We start from the raw sequence: 17,423 nt of genomic DNA, 5'->3' as shown, positions 1-17,423 counted from the left end.
TATCGTGGATCATTTTTTTGGGTCAAAAATACTGTGCTTATTCTCTAATTTGTCCTTCACCGAATACTTCATACTTAATTGTGGTTAACGCACTTAGTCCCATTGGGCCACGCGCATGAAGCTTTTGTGTAGAGATACCAATTTCTGCGCCAAATCCAAATTCAAAACCATCAGTAAATCGGCTTGAAACATTCTGATAAACAACAGCAGCATCAACAGTATTCATAAAATCAGTAACATGATTAAGATCTTCACTGATAATTGTTTCTGAGTGATGGGTTGTGTGGTCATTAATCCAGGTAATTGCTTCATCGTTATTGTGAACAATTTTTATAGCCATAATTAAATCGTTATACTCAGTATCCCAATCTTCAGCACTTGCGCCAATTACTCGACTATCTATACTACGGGCTTTTTGGTCCCCGCGCAACTCTACACCAGCAGCCAATAAATCATCGACAATTTTTGGTAAAAATTCACCCGCAATTGCCTCATGAATTAATAGTTTTTCGGCAGCATTACAAACTGCTGGTTTTTGTGTTTTGGCATTATGAATGACACGAATAGCCTCATCCTGCTTGGCACTCTCGTCCACAAATATATGTGTGTTACCTGCGCCAGTTTCAATAACCGGTACCGTTGCATTTTTTACAACAAAATCAATAAACTGACCTGAACCACGCGGAATTAATACATCAACATAGTCACGCAAATTTAGTAATGTGTTGACTGAATCATGTGTTGTATCCGTGATTAACTGTATTATATCTGGGTTTAAATTGTGTTTACGTAACACATTACGCAAAATATTCGTTAAGATAATATTTGACTCGATAGCCTCTTTACCACCGCGTAAAATAACTGCATTACCTGATTTAAAGGTTAATGCGGCAGCATCTACGGTCACATTCGGGCGCGCCTCAAATATCATCGCCACAACCCCTAGTGGCACTGTTTTTTTAACAATTTTAAATCCTGTATGATTTTTCCAATTGTCATATGGACCTGCCAAAGGATCAGCTAACTTAGCGACCGCTGACAGCGACGCTGCAATACCGCCAATTGTTTTTTGGTCAAGCGTCAATCGATTACGCATTGGCCCCGAGAGCTGCGTAGCCGCGTCCAAATCTTTTTTATTAGCTGCCACAATTTCTTGCCAGTTAGCTACCAAGGCTGACGACATATCCAATAATATTTGATTACGAATATCTACTGCCAAATTAGCGACATCAGAAGTCACTAATTTGGCACGCTTACCAATTTCTTCCACTGCGTTCATAGACTCATTCTCCTTGAAATAATGTTCCCACCGTTTTACCAGCTATTACTTCTAAAATCAAGGCTGGATTATTACCATTAATTAACACCATTTTACCACCATTTTTCATCACAAATTCACCAGCAGCAAGTTTTGTGCTCATCCCACCTGTTCCTAAACCAGAAGTTGATCCGGTGGCGCTCATACGAATATCATCGGTAATTTTCGTTACCTTATCAATGGCTTGTGCAAATTCATCAATATTAGGATTAGCCGTATACAACGCGTCGACATCGCTCAAAATAATTAATCCATCGGCACCAATTTCACGTGTCACAATAGCAGCTAAGCGGTCATTATCGCCAAATGAATGTTGATGGTCAAGCTCATCAACTGCAATCACATCATTTTCATTAACAATGGGAATGATGTGCTGTGAAAACATCATTTCAATGGCATTCATTGTGTTTTCAAGCATCGCTTTATTGTCGAACACATCATACGTCAATAAAACTTGTCCAATTAATTGTTGATAGAATGCAAAACTTTGATTGTACAATGACATCAAGTATCCCTGACCAATGGCAGCTAATGCTTGCTGTTGTGGAATTTCTTGTGGTCGTTTTTCTAGATTCATCTGATCCAATGCCACACCAATTGCCCCGGATGTAACTAATAAAATTTCGTGACCAGATTTTTGTAAACTGGAAAGTGTTTGTGCCAACCGATTAACGACTGGGTAATTAATTTGCCCATCACGATTAACAATTGTGCTCGTGCCGACTTTAACAACAATTCTATGCCAACTATTCATTATATGTTCCTTAGTTAATTTTAATTATTATATCAAAAAAATCCCTAACTTCAAAAGTTTCGGGATTTCTCAAAATGATAGTACACCAGTTTGTGCTAGTTTAGCATCAATCATGTCCAAGACTTTTGCACCTGACTCTTCATTTTCCACAAAATCAAAATGGTCACCATCAATCTGGATTTTTGGTGATCGGTCGTACGCCGCAAACCAATCATCATAACGTGAATTAAGTTCTTTGTAGTAGTCATATAATCCCGGATTTGCTTCAACTTGCTCAAATGAACGACCACGCTTTTTGATTCTTGCGAGCATAGTATCAAAACTAACACGAACATGAATTAATAAATCAGGATCCTTAGACGTTGCACTACCAGGAATTTCAGCCATCATATTATTAACCAATGACTGATATATATCTACCTCAGTTTGCGTTGCGCGATTCAAATCAGCTGTCAATTGGAATAGTAAAGCATCTTCAAAAATAGAACGATCTAAAATATTTTTGGCATCCACTTGGGCTCTTTTTATTTGTTCTAGCCTTTTGTTTAAAAAATAAATTTGCAGCAAAAAACCATATTTTTTAGGGTTTTGGTAAAATAATGGCAAAATTGGATTATCATCAACACTTTCATAAAACGCCTGTGAATCTAAATGTTTTGCCAACATTTTCGTTAAACTCGTTTTGCCAGCGCCGATGGTGCCTGATAGTACAATCATGCCATTTCTCCTTAGTTTCAAATAAAAATATTACTAATATAGTATATCAAAATTACATTATTCCTGCTGAGCAATTGTTTTGATGGTCAAATATTGTATCATCTACCCGCCTTTTTCAAAGTTTGAATATATTTTTCTAGCGTGAGGTGATGATTAGTAATATATGTTGCATTGGACACACCAACGTATCTAAAGTGCCAAGATTCATAGTCAATCCCCGTCTCCTTTATAGACTGACTATCACTCGGATAACGTAGGATAAATCCATATTCCGGTGCGTGTTTCATCAACCACTGCTGTGATTTGAATTTATCCATACCTGCTTCTAAAGAGGGATATGCAGCCAAGGCGTCATTACCTGCTAAATCAACTGCTTGTCCCGTTTGGTGTTCCGAGGATCCTGGTACCTGAATTACGGACTCAGTCAGTCTTTTGGCCTCTGTCGCGCTCATCCCATTTGATTCATATTGACTAATTGAATTGTTATACACAGTGGTTTGATATGCAATGGAACGATATCCCGATACTAAGGTTGTCGCGTAACCAGCCTTTTGAGCTGCTGAACGAAAATTTGCAAGGGCTTGTGCGATTCGTTGATCAATTTGTTTACTATCGACAGTAACCTTCGTAAAGTTCAATTCTGTCTGATAGGAATGATTTTTATTGACTAATACTAAATTCCAATCTGTCGTTTTTACACCTTTTGGTAAATCATCTACTTTTTTTACAGAAGACGTTTTAGCGATCTTTCCAGTGTTCTTGATTGGTTGTTTAGTATTAAAAAAACAAATAACAACCACAACAATCAGCATAATAACCAACACAATTAAAAGCAGATGCTTTTTAAGCTTCTTCCCGACATTCCGTTGCATTCTTCCTCTCCTCGATATTTAAAATTAAAATAAAAACCAGCAAACAAAGTTTGCTGGTTTCATATAGTGGTCAGCCAGGGGCTCGAACCCTGGACCCACGGATTAAGAGTCCGTTGCTCTACCAACTGAGCTAGCTGACCATTTTTCGTATTTCACAACATAAAATATATTATCATATTTTTAAATATCGTGCAACATAATATCTAATTATCATAAAAATTCTACTAGAAACACGAAGCCCCGATGAACTAACGCGTTCACCGGGGATATTTATTATGAGAGAGAATATTTGAGAGAGAAGAGAATAGTATATTCGGGAGAGAATATGAGTTATTTATAGTCGCGCGGGAGAACGCGACTTGGCTCCCTTTTGCCGTGAGGCTTCGTGTTTCTGATGTGATGCTCATCAGTTATACCGCTTATACTGTCCAATCCTCCAGATCATAAATTTATCGAATGTTACATTTTAATTCAACTAGGCTTGTTGTTTGAGATAACTTGCTTTGTTGATGTTTATAATATAACGTTCTAAAATTAAACTCACGTAAACTGAGGATAAATTGAAAATTAAAGTAATGTTTTTGCCAAATAGAAGCAACCCAAGATGCCGGCATTATCGCCATTAGCAACGGGTACGATGTATTCATCCAAATCAGGAACTGCTAAATAATCACTCATTTGCTCAGCAAAACTTTCGCGAATTAATGGGAATAAGATTTCACGATGAGGTACACCGCCACCAAAAACAATTTTTTCAGGGCGTAAAATCATTGTATAATCAAGGGCTGCTTGCGCAAGATAGAAGGCTTCAATCTTCCAGGCAACATCATCATCTGGAATTTCCTTCGCACTACGTCCCCAACGCTCTTCAATTGCTGGACCAGCAGCTAAGCCTTCCAAACAATTATCGCCATGGAATGGGCAATGACCTTCATATTTATCAAGAGGATGCTTTTGTAAGAAAATATGTCCTGCTTCAGGATGTCCATATCCAGCAACTAACTTGCCACCAGAGACAATTCCTGCACCTACACCAGTACCAACTGTCAAATAAACCATGTTATTAACATCTTTAGCTGCACCAGTTTCAAACTCAGCCCATCCTGCGCCATTAACGTCAGTAGTCCAATAGTAAGGAATATCACGCCAGTCTTTCATTGCACCCAGAAAATCATATCCTGACCACCCGCGTTTTGGTGTATCTAGAACGTGACCATATGTTGTTGATCCCTCTACAATGTCAATTGGTCCAAAAGCTGCAATACCAATTGCGTCGATGTCGTCAAACTTATCAAAAAAAGCGATGACTTGCTCTACTGTTTTTTGACCATCAAGTGTAGGGAATGATGTTCTCTCAACAATATTATAATCGTGATCCGCAACAGCGACCACAAACTTCGTTCCACCTGCTTCAATTGCTCCTAATAAACCCATGATTTAATTGCTCCTTCTTCACGAAATTATCGTGTTTGTGTTAGACGTTAACCAGTTACTACAATTACATTGTAATCGTTTACACAAATATTTTCAATGCTTAAAAATAACGTGCCGTCATGACTGATTGATTATTGTTTGTAAACACTTCAATAATATCTGTGTCAACAATTAATAATGTGTGATTAATATCTCCTACAACCAGCCTTTTTTCAATTTCACCATTTTCCCACTGCCGACGTGATAATATAAGTTGATTTTTGTTTCGAACTAAAGTCATATTTTCACCAAAAGATAATGTCCAATTGTCGTGAGAATCAATTGTATATTGACCTACATTAATAGCACCAAAGTTCGTCAAAGGTTTTGTATGCAAAATTTCTGAAATAGGTGTCTGTGTCAAAAGATTGTCCGACGTCACGTGTAATTCGCGTGGAATCGTTAACACATGAACCCAATTGTTGCTAGCAATCGTTGGAGTCGAAGCTTCACGTTCTGGTGTCATCATACCAGCCCATCCCCACATTATTTTACGGCCCTCATTGGTATGCATGGTTTGTGGCGCATAAAATTCAAATCCCTTGTCAACTTCCTTAAAGGAAGTTTCTGGTTTAAAATGTAACGTCTCTTCATCAAAAGTACCGACAACATAACCTGTGTTATGAATGTTTTGATAGCGATAGTTCTCTTCATCCGCTGGTAATCCTTGCGGTGAAAACATTAAAATTTGCTTACCATCTATCTCAATTAAATCTGGACATTCAATCATATAGCCACGAATATCAGTTAATTCACCTTCAATTAACGAACCATGTAATTGCCACTGACTAAAGTTTTCCGATTCATAAATAAGAATGTCACCTATATTTTCATTTGATCGTGCACCTACCATCAAATAGTATCGCCCGTTTCTCCCCTGCCAAACTTTAGGATCTCTAACATCTTTTGTAAAACCTTCTGGATGAGGGAATAGTTCACCAAGTTTTTCAAAGTGAATCCCATCCTCACTAACGGCCCACATTTGATGAGACGCCACACTCCGGCCAGATTCATCGCGAACATTACCTGTATAGAAGACATATAACTTATCATCTTTAACAAATGCTGTACCAGAATATATTCCAGCTGAGTCCATGTCTGGAAGTGAAGGCTTTAAAGCTGTTTCTAAACGAGTCCATGTTTTCAAGTCGTTTGAAACAAAATGTCCCCATTCCTTATATTTGTGGTTACAAGCATGTGGATTCCATTGGAAAAACACATGATATTGTCCTTTAAAATATATAAGTCCATTTGGATCATTCAATAATCCTTGTGTTGGATATAAATGATATTTTTCAAAATGATTGATGTCATCTTTAATAAACATGAATTATTTTAGTTGCGTATTCTTGATAAATACGTTTTCCCCTTTTTTGTATTTATGCTGGCGCACCAACAGCTGAATCACTAGTTTTTGGTATGGCCGTTATAATCTGATGGCCTGCTTGGATATCATTATCGAAAGCTTCATCTACCGCAACATCATTAAATGCTTTTGTGTTCGTGATAATGACCATAGTTGTAACAGGATATCCAGCTTTTTTGATAGTATTCGTATCAAAGGTACCTAATTTATCACCTTTTTTAACTTTTTGTCCTTGCGTTACAAAGCTTTCAAATCCCTGACCTTCAAGATTAACCGTATCTAAGCCAATATGAATTAATATCTCAACCCCATCATCCGTCGTCAATCCATAGGCATGTTTTGTTTGATAAGCTACTGTAATTTCACCATCGGCCGGCGCGTAAATCGTACCATCACTCGGTTCGATTGCTACACCCTTGCCCATCATTCCAGTTGAGAAAACATTATCTGGGACATCAGCTAACGGTATTAAATGACCTGAAACAGGTGCATCGACCTCAAAACCTGCTTCATGTTCAGTAACTACTGGATTTGCTAGTCTATTACCTGACTTAGAAACTGGCATGTGTGAACGACCGTAAGCTAGGGTTGCTGTAAAAGCAATCACGAATGATAACGCAATGGCGATGAAGAATCCTACCCATTTGTTAGCTGGAATAGCAATAAAGCCAATTATACCAGCTGGTCCCAGCGACGATGACATCACTTGGAACAATCCCATTACTAAGCTTGAAATTCCTGCTGATCCCAGAGCGATGAAAAATGGAAACTTATATTTTAAGTTAACACCAAACATTGCTGGTTCAGTAATACCCAGCATGGCTGAAGCACCTGATGATGAAGCCAATGCCCGTACTTTTTCATCCCCTTTGCTTAAGAAATAAATAGCAAATGTTGCAGCTCCTTGTGCCACGTTAGATGCAGCGGCAATAGGGAAAATGAAATCACCACCTGTTTTAGCAACATCTGCCAACAACTGTGTTTCGATTGCCGGAAAACTCTGATGTAAACCAGTAATAACAATAGCAGAGTAGAATGTACCAAAGACCCCGTAACCAATAAAGCCAAACGTCGTAACCAACCATGTCAAGCTATCAGTAATACCATTAGAGACAATTCGTAATACCGGACCCACAACAATAAATGTGATAAACCCAGTTAATATGATAGACAACATCGGTGTAAACGTAAAGTCAATAGCACCTTTCAAGTGCTTATGGAAAAACTTTTCCAAGTTAGCTAAGATGAATGCCACACCGATCACCGGTAACACTTGACCTTGATAACCAGCTTGCGCAACTGACAAACCAAACAAGTCCCATGTTGGCATCTTCCCAGTGGCAACCGCTTCGGCAACATTATATCCGTTGACTAAACTAGGCATAACTAACATCATACCAGCAGCTGCTCCGAGAATTTCGTTTCCTCCAAAACGTCTTGTTGCTGTAATTCCTATCAAAATCGGCAAGAATGCAAACGGTGCAGAAGCCATCAGATTGATCATTTCTGCTAAACCTGTGATTTGCGGAAACATTTCAACCAAAGATTTGGCGCCAAACATTCCCTCACCAGTTAGAATGTTATTCAATGCCATCAATAGACCGCCGGCAACCAGAGCTGGAATCAAAGGAACAAATATATCTGACAATACTTTAACCAAATCCATCAAAGGATTTCTTTTTCCTGATTGTGCTGCAATTTTTTTCAAATCAGCAGTTGAAGCTTGCTCAACACCGGTAATTTTAACAAATTCATCGTAAACACCATTAACATCGCCTGGTCCAACAATAATTTGATATTGTCCGTTAGCGTTAAATGTTCCTTTAAGATCGGAATCGTTGTCCAAGGCATCCTGATCGATCTTTTTAACATCTTTGATCACCAATCGTAAACGCGTAGCACAATGTGCAGCGGCTACAATATTGTCCTTGCCGACAGCATCGGCAATACGCTTTGCTACTTTATTATGATCCATTTTGCTGCTCCTCTAAATTTCTTTAAGTTTTTTGGAACCGTTTCCATTTATTTATAAACTAATTGTAACCGCTTTCAAAAATAATTGCAACCTCCTTTTTAAGTTAAATATTACAAGTTAATGACAACGCTTTCATTGCGTTCATGGTAATATGTGTCTATGGAAAAAAAATTGACAATAACTGATATTGCTAATATGGCTCAAGTAGCAAAAAGCACTGTCTCCCGCTATTTGAATGGCGGACCGGTCAGTGCTAAAACACGTGAAAAAATAAACAAAGTTGTTACCGAAAATAATTACCAGCCCAATACCTTTGCGCAAAGTTTAAAACAGAAAGTCAATCACACGATAGGTGTGATTGTGCCTCGGCTCGATTCATCCGCCCAAGTTGAAATGCTCCGTGGGCTAGATGATGCAAACGAAAATGATACTTTCTTGATCGTCAATACCTATCAATCGACTAAACGTGAGCTCGCTGCTATTGAAAAATTACGTACACAAAATGTTGGTGGCTTGATTGTTTTAACAGCTAATTTAAACGACGAGTTACGTAACGCATTAACTGAATTTGATGCACCAGTAGTTATCCAAGGACAAGAAGAACCTAACTTTCATCGCGTAGTCATGAACGATCTGCAAGCCGGAACTGTTGTCGGTGAATTTGCTGCATCACTGCATCCTCAAAATACTTTACTGTTAAAAATTGATGAAACAATGGATTGGGCCATTGGTCATGATCGTTTTCTCAATATTAGAAAAAAACTGTCAACTAGCAAGGTGACTGTCGTTGATTCAAAGTTCAGCATAGCAGAAGCAAAAATAGCCGCACAACAAGCGATGCAGTCCCAAAATTTTGATTTAATTATTGGCGCGACTGATCGCATCACAATCGGTGCTCTTCAAGCTGGTTTAGCAACTGGACAAAATGCCCAATATATTGGATTTGGTAGATCCGATTTAAGTACGACCGTTACACCAAACTTAACTAGCTTTGAATATGATTTTTACCAAACTGGGAAAAAAATTTATGAACTGTTTTGTACTGTACGCGATACCAACCCATCTAACACTATACGTACTGTGTTAGATGGTGAACTCGTTGTGCGTGATTCAACAGAGAAATAATCATTTAATGTTCACTTTATCTTCAGTTTACATGAATTTAATTTTAGAACGTTATATTATAAACATCAACAAAGCAAGTTATCTCAAACAACAAGCCTAGTTGAATTAAAATATAACAAATAAAAAATCTAAATTTTTGGAGGACTGAAAAACATAAGCAGTATGACTGATGGCAATCACATCAGAAACACGAAACCCCATGGTAAAAGGGAGCCAAGTCGCGCTCTCCCCGCGACTATAAACAAACTTATATTCTCTCCCGAATATACTATTCTCTTCTCTCTCAAATATTCTCTCATAATAAAAAATCCCCGATGAACGCGTTAGTTCATCGGGGTTTCGTGTTTTAATGATGGCTTTTTTTGTTTTTTAACATTTTTGATTGATCGGCAAGCGGACAACCAATGTCGACACAATCATGACAACTACCACTAGCATTTTTCTTAAAAAATTTATTGTATATGACCAACGCAAACAAGATAAAAATAATAGCAGCTATGATAAATGTTGACATATTGACTGACCTTTCTAATACAATTCTAGTTGTTGCGGGCGCTCACGTTTGATAAAAATACCATATAGCATCAACCCAATAGCGATGAACGATAACGCAACAAAGTACCCCGAAACATTACCTTGAATGATTTCACTCACTTGAAAAATACTGAGCGCACACATATAAGCCACAACGGTTTGATAGATTACCGCGCGCCAAGTCCAAAGTGCATCACCAAATTCTTTATACATAGCACCGATGGCAGCAAAACAAGGTGCACATAATAAGTTAAAGACAAGAAACGAATAACCCGCCATAGGGGAATAAGTTTGTCTTAAGGTGCTCATAAATGAGGCAGTGCTTGATGAACCAAAAGTAATGTTTAATGTGCTAACACAATTTTCCTTAGCAATTAGACCAGCAATCACTGCAACGGTCGCATGCCAGTCACCAAATCCTAATGGTGCAAAAATAGGTGCTATAACCATACCTATGTCTCTTAAGATACTGTCGTTTTGATCGACCATTTGAAAGTGAAAATTGAAATTGGACAAAAACCAGATGGCAACACATGACGCAAAAATTATAGTCCCTGCTTTTTTGATAAAGGCATGTGCTTTAATCCACACACTGTGGCTAACGTTACCAATACTAGGCAAATGATAAGCAGGCAGTTCCATTACAAATGGCGTTGGCGGTTCTGAAAAGAGCTTTGTTTTTTTCAAAAAAATACCTGAGCCAACAACTGTCAAAATACTAATAAAATATGATGTTGGTGCAACCCATGAATTTTCTGGAAAAAATGTCCCACTGACCAGCGCAATAACGGTTAACTTAGCTGAACATGGCATAAAAGTCGTTAACATAATTGTCATACGGCGATCACTTTTACTTTCAATCGTTCGTGTCGACATGATGCCTGGTACACCACAGCCTGTTGAAATTAACATGGGGATGAATGATTTCCCTGAAAGATTAAAACGATGAAAAATGCGGTCCATAACAAACGCAATTCGCGCCATGTAACCACAGTCTTCTAGAATACTTAAGCACAAAAAGAGCATCATAATTTGTGGTAAGAAACCTAACACAGACCCAATACCATTAATAAGACCGTCAATAATTAAACTCTTCAACCATACTGAAACATGCAAATACGTTAAAATTGCATTAGCACTATTCGGAATAAAGTCCCCGAATAATACATCATTCACCCAATCACTTCCTATTGTTCCAATGGTTTGGATCGATAAGAAATACACAATCCACATGACAAATATAAAAATAGGTAATGCAAGAATCCGGTTAGTGACTACCATATCAACACGATCACTCATGCTCATTGAAAAATCACTTGTTCGTACTACACACATGTTTATGATGCGTTCTATATAGTCATAGCGTGCATTAACAACTATGCTATCACTGTCATCATTAAATAATTTTTCTGCTGTATCAATTATATTGTCAATTTCAGTTTGCTGCTGTGCCGTTAATTTTAAATGTCCAACTGCTTCATCACGCTCAAAGAGCTTAATCGCATACCATCGCAACTGATCTGCTTCGATAATGCCATCAATCTGTTCTTCAATCATGGATAATGCCGATTCCAACCGCTTATCATAAACTGGATGTGGATAGGTTTGTGGCTGGTCAGTGTTAGCAATAACCTGTTTAGTCAGCTGATTGATATTTTTCTTTTTTAACGCACTAATACTAACAACCGGTACATTAAGCAAATAAGATAATTTTTTGGTATCAATTCGATATTGCCTTTGCTTTACTAGTAAATCCAACATATTCAAAGCCAAAATAATTGGTACACCAGTTTCCATTAATTGCAAACTAAAATAAAGATTACGTTCAATATTTGTAGCATCGAGCACATTGATGATCTGTTCAGGTTTATCATTAATTAAAAAGTTACGAGTGATTACTTCCTCTGGACTATATGCTGATAAGGAATAAGTTCCAGGTAAATCTTGAATAATGATGTCAGGATTATTTTTTAAACGACCTGACTTTTTTTCAACAGTAACGCCTGGCCAATTTCCAATGTGTTGATGCGAACCTGTTAATAAATTAAAGAGTGTTGTTTTCCCACTGTTTGGGTTACCTGCTAAGGCTACTGTACATTGTTTATTCATAGACTAAATCTCTGTTAATACTACTAGTTGTGCGTCGCTTTTTCTTAAGCTTAACTTATAGCCCCTGACAACCAACTCTATCGGGTCTCCTAAAGGCGCTACACGGTCAATTCTAACAACGGTATTTTTTGTAATGCCCATATCCATCAAGCGCTTACGCAGTGCTTTATTACCAAGTATTTTGGCTACTACGCCTGGTTTATTGATGGGCATATCGGATAACGTTTTAAAATGATCCGTGGTAATTTCACTGACTGGTGCTACACTAATTTGACTAGCAATATCATTGCTCACCGCTAAACGTTGCCCTTGAAAATAGATAATCAGCCCTGAAGTATGATCAGGCAAAGAAATTACTTCAATACTTTTCCCCGCTTTAATCCCTATCTCTGCTAGTCGTTTGGTTAAGCGCCGGCTACCAGTCAATTCTCTAATGATGTAAGTCCCTTTTCCAGCTATTTCAGATAACATTTGCATATTTATTTCTCGTTTATCTTTAAATTGTAATTTTTTACGTACTTACAAGTATATTACTTCCCTTTAGATTAATCAATCATTAATTTTAAATTACAATAAACTCATCTTATTTTCGAATAAATAAAAAAATCCTATCAAGGAAGATTCTAAATAACTTAGAATCACTTCTCTTGATAGGATTATATTTAAGAATTATGTTACTTGTCATTATATCCTGATGGATGGTTTTTGTGCCAATTCCAGGCTGTTTTGATAATATCTTGTACATTATCATACTTAGGAGCCCAGCCAAGCACATCACGTGCTTTGTCTGAATTAGCAATCAGAATATCAGGGTCACCAGCTCGGCGGGGACCAATCTTGGCGGGAATATCAACACCAGTAGCTGATCTAGCTGCTTCTACCATTTCTTTAACAGAGAATCCAGTAGCAGATCCCAAGTTAAATTGGTTTGAATCGTTTCCATCGGCTAAATACTTCAATGCCAAAATATGAGCATCAGCCAAATCCAACACATGGACATAATCACGAACATTGAAACCGTCAGGAGTATTGTAATCATCACCAAACATCTCAATATATTCACGTTGACCTAAACCGGCTTGCAAAATAATTGGTACTAAATGTGTTTCAGGCGCGTGATCTTCTCCAATTGTACCATCTTCGGCAGCACCAGCTACGTTAAAGTAGCGCAATGCAACCCACTTAACACCATCCGCTTGATCAGACCAAGCCATGATTTTTTCCATCATTAACTTTGACTCACCATAAGGATTAATTGGTCGTTGCGGATCTGTTTCTTTAATAGGAATATTAACAGGATTACCATAAGTAGCTGCCGTTGACGAGAACACAATTTGTTTAACATCGTGTTCTTTCATCACTTCTAGCAAAGTAATCATACCACTAGTATTATTATCAAAGTACTTTAGTGGGTTTGCTACAGATTCTGGAACAATTGAAAAGGCTGCAAAGTGAACAACTTGTTCGATATTTTCTTTGTCAAACACTTCCGACAATGCTGTCTTATCACGAATATCAACTTGATAAAATTTTGCTTTTGGATTAACCGCTTCGCGGTGCCCCGTAAACAATGCATCAACAACAACGACGTCGCGATCCGCTTCTATCAAACGCTTAACCATGTGTGAACCGATATAACCGGCTCCACCAAGAACTAAAATAGCCATATCTTTTTTTCCTCTACACACTATTATATCAAATTTTCCGCCACTTGAACTCTGCTTCTGCACTTATTACATTTTCCATCATAATGCGATGTTTGGATTTATTATCATTTTGAACTACTTGCGATAAAATCGTGTGTCCAAGCCGAATTTCATTTTCGAATTTTAGATTAATGTACGTGATTTCATGGGTTAACAAATACTCTGGTGCGATAACGTCCTGCATCCATTCAAAATACTTCGAGTTGTTCACATGCTTATTACCATCAATATCTAAGTATCGCACATGATAGTCCCTTTCAGTATATTGATCATCATCTGAAAACTTCTCAGGATTAGGGATTCGTGAAATTTGCTTAACTCTTTTGGCATCATACTGATCAATTATATCTTGTGGTAAACGTGCCATGCGACGATTTGTCATATCTATCATAGTCCAAATAGAATCAACACGAATAATTTCATTATCATTTTCATCTAAAAAGACGAATGGTCGACGAACAAAAAAAGGATTGTATTGTGTAGCAAAGGTCTGAATACGAATTATTTCACCAATTTTAGGACGTCGCTTAATTATTACTTCATATTGTAAGATGATCCAGCCAAGGCCACGACCTAAATGGAAGTCCTGCCCCACGCCAAGTTCATCACTCTGACATTTAGACGCTAAGACAGCATAATTTAAAATCATTGGTAAAGATAATTTTTGTGTTGTATCAGCTTCATAATATTCAACACGTCTTTTTATTTCATACTTTTTCATACTACTCTATCTCGTGATAGTCCGCATATACTGCTTGTCTATCAAGGCCTCGTTCCTTTGCTATTTGTTTTATTGCTGCGTTAGGCTTTAAGCCCTTTTTAATCAGTGCTGATACTGCTTCTTGGACAGTCAGTGCAATACTGTTATCTGGTTCAGAAATTTCTCCATGAAAGCCATCAATCATTACTACAAACTCACCACGAATTTCATTTGATTGCGACCACGAAACTAGTTCATCAATAGTTCCACGAATAAATTCTTCATAGCGTTTTGTTAGCTCTCGTGCTAAAACAATACGACGCTCATCACCCATTACTTTTTGGATATTTACTAGAGTTTGCTTTAATCGATGTGGTGATTCATAAAAAATGACTGTATCCCGCATTGTGGATAACTGCTGTAATTCTGCCAATTGTTCACTATTTTTACGTTGTAAGAACCCATAAAAATAAAACGGTTGCGGCACTAAACCACTGGCAATCAATGCTGTCACACCAGCCGTTGCACCAGGAATCGGTACGACGGCTAAGTTTTCAGCCACAGCTGCCGCAACTAATTCTTTACCTGGGTCAGAAATAGAAGGCATCCCCGCATCACTAACTTGTGCTACATTTTTCCCATTTCGTAAATCTGCAATAAGGCCAGGGATTTTCGCCTGCCAGTTGTGTTCATGGAAACTAGTTTGTTTTGTCGTGATTGCAAAATGATTTAGTAACTGTTGTGTGTGGCGTGTATCTTCAGCAGCAATTATATCTACATCGCGCAATGTATCAATAGCTCTTGGCGACATATCTTGCAAATTACCAATAGGTGTTGGAACTAAAAAAAGTGTTCCTGTCTCTTGATTTTCAAAACTTTTTTGTTGCTGCATTTTATTCCCCCAGAGCGATTATGACGTCTAGTGTCATTTTTTCTAACCGTGCTTGTAACGATAGGTTCACTTTGCGCAATTTATCGTCAGCAAATACTTCATCACTTGCTTTAACCAATCGATACATATCATAGCGCTGTCGTAATGTTTTATATAGCCCAATTAGATTGGGAAAAGCTAATCGATCATCGGGAATCTGGCCATAAACAATTGTATCTCTGGCCAACTCATGTAACCAATTTAAAAATAACTGCTGTTGCTTCGTGTCGTTTAATTGACTAATAATCTTTGTCTGCACAAATGCAAATGCTTCAATTCGTCTCTGCATCATAAGCTCAAACCACTTAAACAATACTAATTGGGTCTGCTTTTGCCAATCACCGTCCATTAAACCATCATCATCACTGGCAATAGCTGATGCTAACTGAACTACTTGCGCGCGCGATCTAATCGTCGGTAAAACATCGGACATGTTTTCCGTAAGCATCATAATTAATTGTGGTCCAGCAGGCTCCTCAATGAATTTTAACAAGGAATTTGCTGCGCTTGCTGTGAGTGTTTCAACCGCATCTAAAATAAATATTTTCCGTGGACTTTCAGTGGCTGTTGTTACAAATTCAGGTGTTAAATCACGAATTTGAGCCACTTTTAGTGAAGTAGCTGGCGGAATAGGCGCTGTGATATGTACGTCTGGATGTTCATTCTCAGTAATTCGTAAGGCATTGCGTTCATCAGCATGAACAACTTGCCAAGCTATATAACGCGAAAAAGCCAGTTTTGCGGACTGGCTTGGACCAACAAACAAATATAAATGACTCAACTTATCTTGTTGCAGTAAATCATTAAAATGAGCGAGTTGCGCTGGATAATTTTTTTGTGCAATTGTTGCAAAATCTGGTAACATCAGAACTGTTCAAATGAATCAATACTCTGAGTAAATACCGTCGCACCACCAACTTCAATTTCAATTGGATAAGCACCCGCGTGGTCACCACTAGCATCCAGGCTGATAGGTGGCACCATAAATTGCTTACGTTTCTGTGAAACCTTTTTAATAATTTCCATAACATCTGGTACTCGTTCATCTTCAATGGCAATCATAAACGTTGTGTTTCCTGATCTTAAGAAACCACCTGATGTGGCTAAACGTGTCGCACGAATATTTGCCTTCACAAAAGCATTACTGAGTTTTGTTGTATCTTTATCTTGCACAATTGCTGTAACTAATTTCATGATTTGTCCTCCAGAATTTGGTTGATGAGTATCCGCGTGTCATCAATGACTTTGTTAAGTGGTTGCGTAGCATCTACTATCTTAATTCTATCAGAAAATTCACTTTGAAGTTTTAAATATGTCTCTCGAACCTTCTGATGAAAGGAAATACTCTCTTTATCTAGTCGATCAATTTTACCCTGACGATTCTCATTTACGCGTGCCAAACCAATTTCAACAGGCACATCAAGATAAATTGTCATGTCGGGCAATAGACCATCAATTGCGAATTGATTAATTTCCCAAATATTGTCAATCCCAAGTCCACGACCGCCCCCTTGATAAGCAAGTGAGCTGTCAACATAGCGGTCAGATATCACAATTTTGTTTTGATCTAATGCTGGTTTAATATTTTCCACGAGATGTTGACGTCGAGCAGCTGTATATAAGAGCGCCTCAGTTCTTTTATCCATGCCATTATCTTCTTCTGGCTGTAAAATCGATCTAATTGCTTCAGAAATTGGATTTCCACCTGGCTCACGTGTAGTTACCAAATCATCGCCAAGTTTAGTTTTTAGTTCTGAAATCAATGCCTCAAGAACACTTGTTTTTCCAGCGCCCTCAGGTCCTTCGAATGATATAAATATTGGTTTTGGCATAACAGTCCTTA

At 37.9% G+C, this 17,423-nt stretch carries 17 protein-coding genes and 1 tRNA gene; 1 reads left to right on the top strand and 17 read right to left on the bottom strand.

Annotation, left to right across the window (positions count from 1 at the left end):
- Positions 1-37: 37 nt before the first annotated feature.
- The 8 genes from LEUM_RS01425 to LEUM_RS01390 all read right to left on the bottom strand — a co-directional run bounded on the left by LEUM_RS01425 (position 38) and on the right by LEUM_RS01390 (position 8,475).
- Complete coding sequence (locus LEUM_RS01425; RefSeq protein ID WP_011679179.1) at positions 38-1,279, bottom strand: glutamate-5-semialdehyde dehydrogenase; 1,242 nt, start codon at positions 1,277-1,279, stop codon at positions 38-40.
- Positions 1,280-1,283: 4 nt separating this feature from the next.
- Positions 1,284-2,072, bottom strand: coding sequence for a glutamate 5-kinase (gene proB, locus LEUM_RS01420; protein ID WP_002815906.1), 789 nt, complete (start codon positions 2,070-2,072; stop codon positions 1,284-1,286).
- A 69-nt stretch (positions 2,073-2,141) separates the two neighbouring features.
- Positions 2,142-2,789, bottom strand: a complete 648-nt coding sequence (locus LEUM_RS01415) for a deoxynucleoside kinase (RefSeq protein ID WP_002815908.1) — start codon at positions 2,787-2,789, stop codon at positions 2,142-2,144.
- A gap of 98 nt (positions 2,790-2,887) precedes the next feature.
- Positions 2,888-3,661 (bottom strand): M15 family metallopeptidase, encoded by a 774-nt coding sequence (locus tag LEUM_RS01410; protein ID WP_011679178.1) that lies wholly within the window; start codon positions 3,659-3,661, stop codon positions 2,888-2,890.
- Positions 3,662-3,728: 67 nt separating this feature from the next.
- Positions 3,729-3,801, bottom strand: a tRNA-Lys gene (locus LEUM_RS01405).
- A 427-nt stretch (positions 3,802-4,228) separates the two neighbouring features.
- Positions 4,229-5,095, bottom strand: coding sequence for an ROK family protein (locus LEUM_RS01400; protein WP_010292015.1), 867 nt, complete (start codon positions 5,093-5,095; stop codon positions 4,229-4,231).
- 100 nt (positions 5,096-5,195) lie between these two features.
- Positions 5,196-6,461 carry a glycoside hydrolase family 32 protein gene (locus LEUM_RS01395; protein ID WP_011679177.1) on the bottom strand — a complete coding sequence of 422 codons (1,266 nt, stop codon included), beginning with the start codon at positions 6,459-6,461 and terminating at the stop codon, positions 5,196-5,198.
- A gap of 52 nt (positions 6,462-6,513) precedes the next feature.
- The gene (locus LEUM_RS01390; protein WP_011679176.1) at positions 6,514-8,475 is read right to left on the bottom strand and encodes a sucrose-specific PTS transporter subunit IIBC; all 1,962 of its coding nucleotides are present in this window, start codon (positions 8,473-8,475) and stop codon (positions 6,514-6,516) included.
- A gap of 159 nt (positions 8,476-8,634) precedes the next feature.
- Here LEUM_RS01390 and LEUM_RS01385 point away from each other — a divergent pair, with 159 nt between their 5' ends.
- Entirely contained in the window at positions 8,635-9,600 is a 966-nt protein-coding gene (locus tag LEUM_RS01385) for a LacI family DNA-binding transcriptional regulator (protein WP_011679175.1), read from the top strand.
- A gap of 346 nt (positions 9,601-9,946) precedes the next feature.
- On the opposite strand, the gene LEUM_RS10990 is transcribed toward LEUM_RS01385, so the two are convergent.
- The 9 genes from LEUM_RS10990 to tmk all read right to left on the bottom strand — a co-directional run bounded on the left by LEUM_RS10990 (position 9,947) and on the right by tmk (position 17,412).
- Positions 9,947-10,114 (bottom strand): FeoB-associated Cys-rich membrane protein, encoded by a 168-nt coding sequence (locus tag LEUM_RS10990; RefSeq protein ID WP_002815916.1) that lies wholly within the window; start codon positions 10,112-10,114, stop codon positions 9,947-9,949.
- Positions 10,115-10,128: 14 nt separating this feature from the next.
- Positions 10,129-12,243 carry a ferrous iron transport protein B gene (feoB, locus tag LEUM_RS01380; protein ID WP_011679174.1) on the bottom strand — a complete coding sequence of 705 codons (2,115 nt, stop codon included), beginning with the start codon at positions 12,241-12,243 and terminating at the stop codon, positions 10,129-10,131.
- Between the two features lie 3 nt (positions 12,244-12,246).
- The gene (locus tag LEUM_RS01375; protein ID WP_010286710.1) at positions 12,247-12,720 is read right to left on the bottom strand and encodes a ferrous iron transport protein A; all 474 of its coding nucleotides are present in this window, start codon (positions 12,718-12,720) and stop codon (positions 12,247-12,249) included.
- A gap of 197 nt (positions 12,721-12,917) precedes the next feature.
- A complete protein-coding gene (gene galE / locus LEUM_RS01370; protein ID WP_002815920.1) occupies positions 12,918-13,910 on the bottom strand; it encodes a UDP-glucose 4-epimerase GalE in 993 nt (330 codons plus the stop codon).
- Positions 13,911-13,938: 28 nt separating this feature from the next.
- Complete coding sequence (locus LEUM_RS01365) at positions 13,939-14,670, bottom strand: acyl-[acyl-carrier-protein] thioesterase (protein ID WP_011679173.1); 732 nt, start codon at positions 14,668-14,670, stop codon at positions 13,939-13,941.
- Position 14,671: 1 nt separating this feature from the next.
- A complete protein-coding gene (gene rsmI / locus LEUM_RS01360; RefSeq protein WP_011679172.1) occupies positions 14,672-15,541 on the bottom strand; it encodes a 16S rRNA (cytidine(1402)-2'-O)-methyltransferase in 870 nt (289 codons plus the stop codon).
- Between the two features lies 1 nt (position 15,542).
- On the bottom strand, positions 15,543-16,445 hold the full coding sequence (locus LEUM_RS01355; RefSeq protein ID WP_011679171.1) for a DNA polymerase III subunit delta: 903 nt from the start codon (positions 16,443-16,445) through the stop codon (positions 15,543-15,545).
- Complete coding sequence (locus LEUM_RS01350) at positions 16,445-16,774, bottom strand: cyclic-di-AMP receptor (RefSeq protein ID WP_002815926.1); 330 nt, start codon at positions 16,772-16,774, stop codon at positions 16,445-16,447. Before LEUM_RS01350 ends, LEUM_RS01355 begins: the two co-directional genes overlap by 1 nt.
- Positions 16,771-17,412 carry a dTMP kinase gene (tmk, locus tag LEUM_RS01345; RefSeq protein WP_002815927.1) on the bottom strand — a complete coding sequence of 214 codons (642 nt, stop codon included), beginning with the start codon at positions 17,410-17,412 and terminating at the stop codon, positions 16,771-16,773. The genes LEUM_RS01350 and tmk overlap by 4 nt, the downstream gene beginning before the upstream one ends.
- Between the last annotated feature and the right edge of the window lie 11 nt (positions 17,413-17,423).

Origin of the sequence: Leuconostoc mesenteroides subsp. mesenteroides ATCC 8293 (genome assembly GCF_000014445.1) — a bacterium.
Lineage (GTDB): Bacteria > Bacillota > Bacilli > Lactobacillales > Lactobacillaceae > Leuconostoc > Leuconostoc mesenteroides.
The sequence above is the reverse complement of the archived record's forward strand: the minus strand, read 5'-3'. Positions and strand labels throughout refer to the sequence as shown.

Excerpts from the sequence above, each read along its gene's own strand:
- LEUM_RS01375 (WP_010286710.1), bottom strand. The coding sequence starts at position 12,720 with ATGCAAATGTTATCTGAAATAGCTGGAAAAGGGACTTACATCATTAGA.
- rsmI (WP_011679172.1), bottom strand. The coding sequence starts at position 15,541 with ATGCAGCAACAAAAAAGTTTTGAAAATCAAGAGACAGGAACACTTTTT.
- LEUM_RS01390 (WP_011679176.1), bottom strand. The coding sequence starts at position 8,475 with ATGGATCATAATAAAGTAGCAAAGCGTATTGCCGATGCTGTCGGCAAG.
- LEUM_RS01410 (WP_011679178.1), bottom strand. The coding sequence starts at position 3,661 with ATGCAACGGAATGTCGGGAAGAAGCTTAAAAAGCATCTGCTTTTAATT.
- LEUM_RS10990 (WP_002815916.1), bottom strand. The coding sequence starts at position 10,114 with ATGTCAACATTTATCATAGCTGCTATTATTTTTATCTTGTTTGCGTTG.
- feoB (WP_011679174.1), bottom strand. The coding sequence starts at position 12,243 with ATGAATAAACAATGTACAGTAGCCTTAGCAGGTAACCCAAACAGTGGG.
- tmk (WP_002815927.1), bottom strand. The coding sequence starts at position 17,412 with ATGCCAAAACCAATATTTATATCATTCGAAGGACCTGAGGGCGCTGGA.
- LEUM_RS01385 (WP_011679175.1), top strand. The coding sequence starts at position 8,635 with ATGGAAAAAAAATTGACAATAACTGATATTGCTAATATGGCTCAAGTA.
- LEUM_RS01355 (WP_011679171.1), bottom strand. The coding sequence starts at position 16,445 with ATGTTACCAGATTTTGCAACAATTGCACAAAAAAATTATCCAGCGCAA.
- LEUM_RS01365 (WP_011679173.1), bottom strand. The coding sequence starts at position 14,670 with ATGAAAAAGTATGAAATAAAAAGACGTGTTGAATATTATGAAGCTGAT.
- LEUM_RS01400 (WP_010292015.1), bottom strand. The coding sequence starts at position 5,095 with ATGGGTTTATTAGGAGCAATTGAAGCAGGTGGAACGAAGTTTGTGGTC.
- LEUM_RS01415 (WP_002815908.1), bottom strand. The coding sequence starts at position 2,789 with ATGATTGTACTATCAGGCACCATCGGCGCTGGCAAAACGAGTTTAACG.
- galE (WP_002815920.1), bottom strand. The coding sequence starts at position 13,910 with ATGGCTATTTTAGTTCTTGGTGGAGCCGGTTATATCGGTTCACACATG.
- LEUM_RS01395 (WP_011679177.1), bottom strand. The coding sequence starts at position 6,461 with ATGTTTATTAAAGATGACATCAATCATTTTGAAAAATATCATTTATAT.
- LEUM_RS01350 (WP_002815926.1), bottom strand. The coding sequence starts at position 16,774 with ATGAAATTAGTTACAGCAATTGTGCAAGATAAAGATACAACAAAACTC.
- proB (WP_002815906.1), bottom strand. The coding sequence starts at position 2,072 with ATGAATAGTTGGCATAGAATTGTTGTTAAAGTCGGCACGAGCACAATT.
- LEUM_RS01425 (WP_011679179.1), bottom strand. The coding sequence starts at position 1,279 with ATGAACGCAGTGGAAGAAATTGGTAAGCGTGCCAAATTAGTGACTTCT.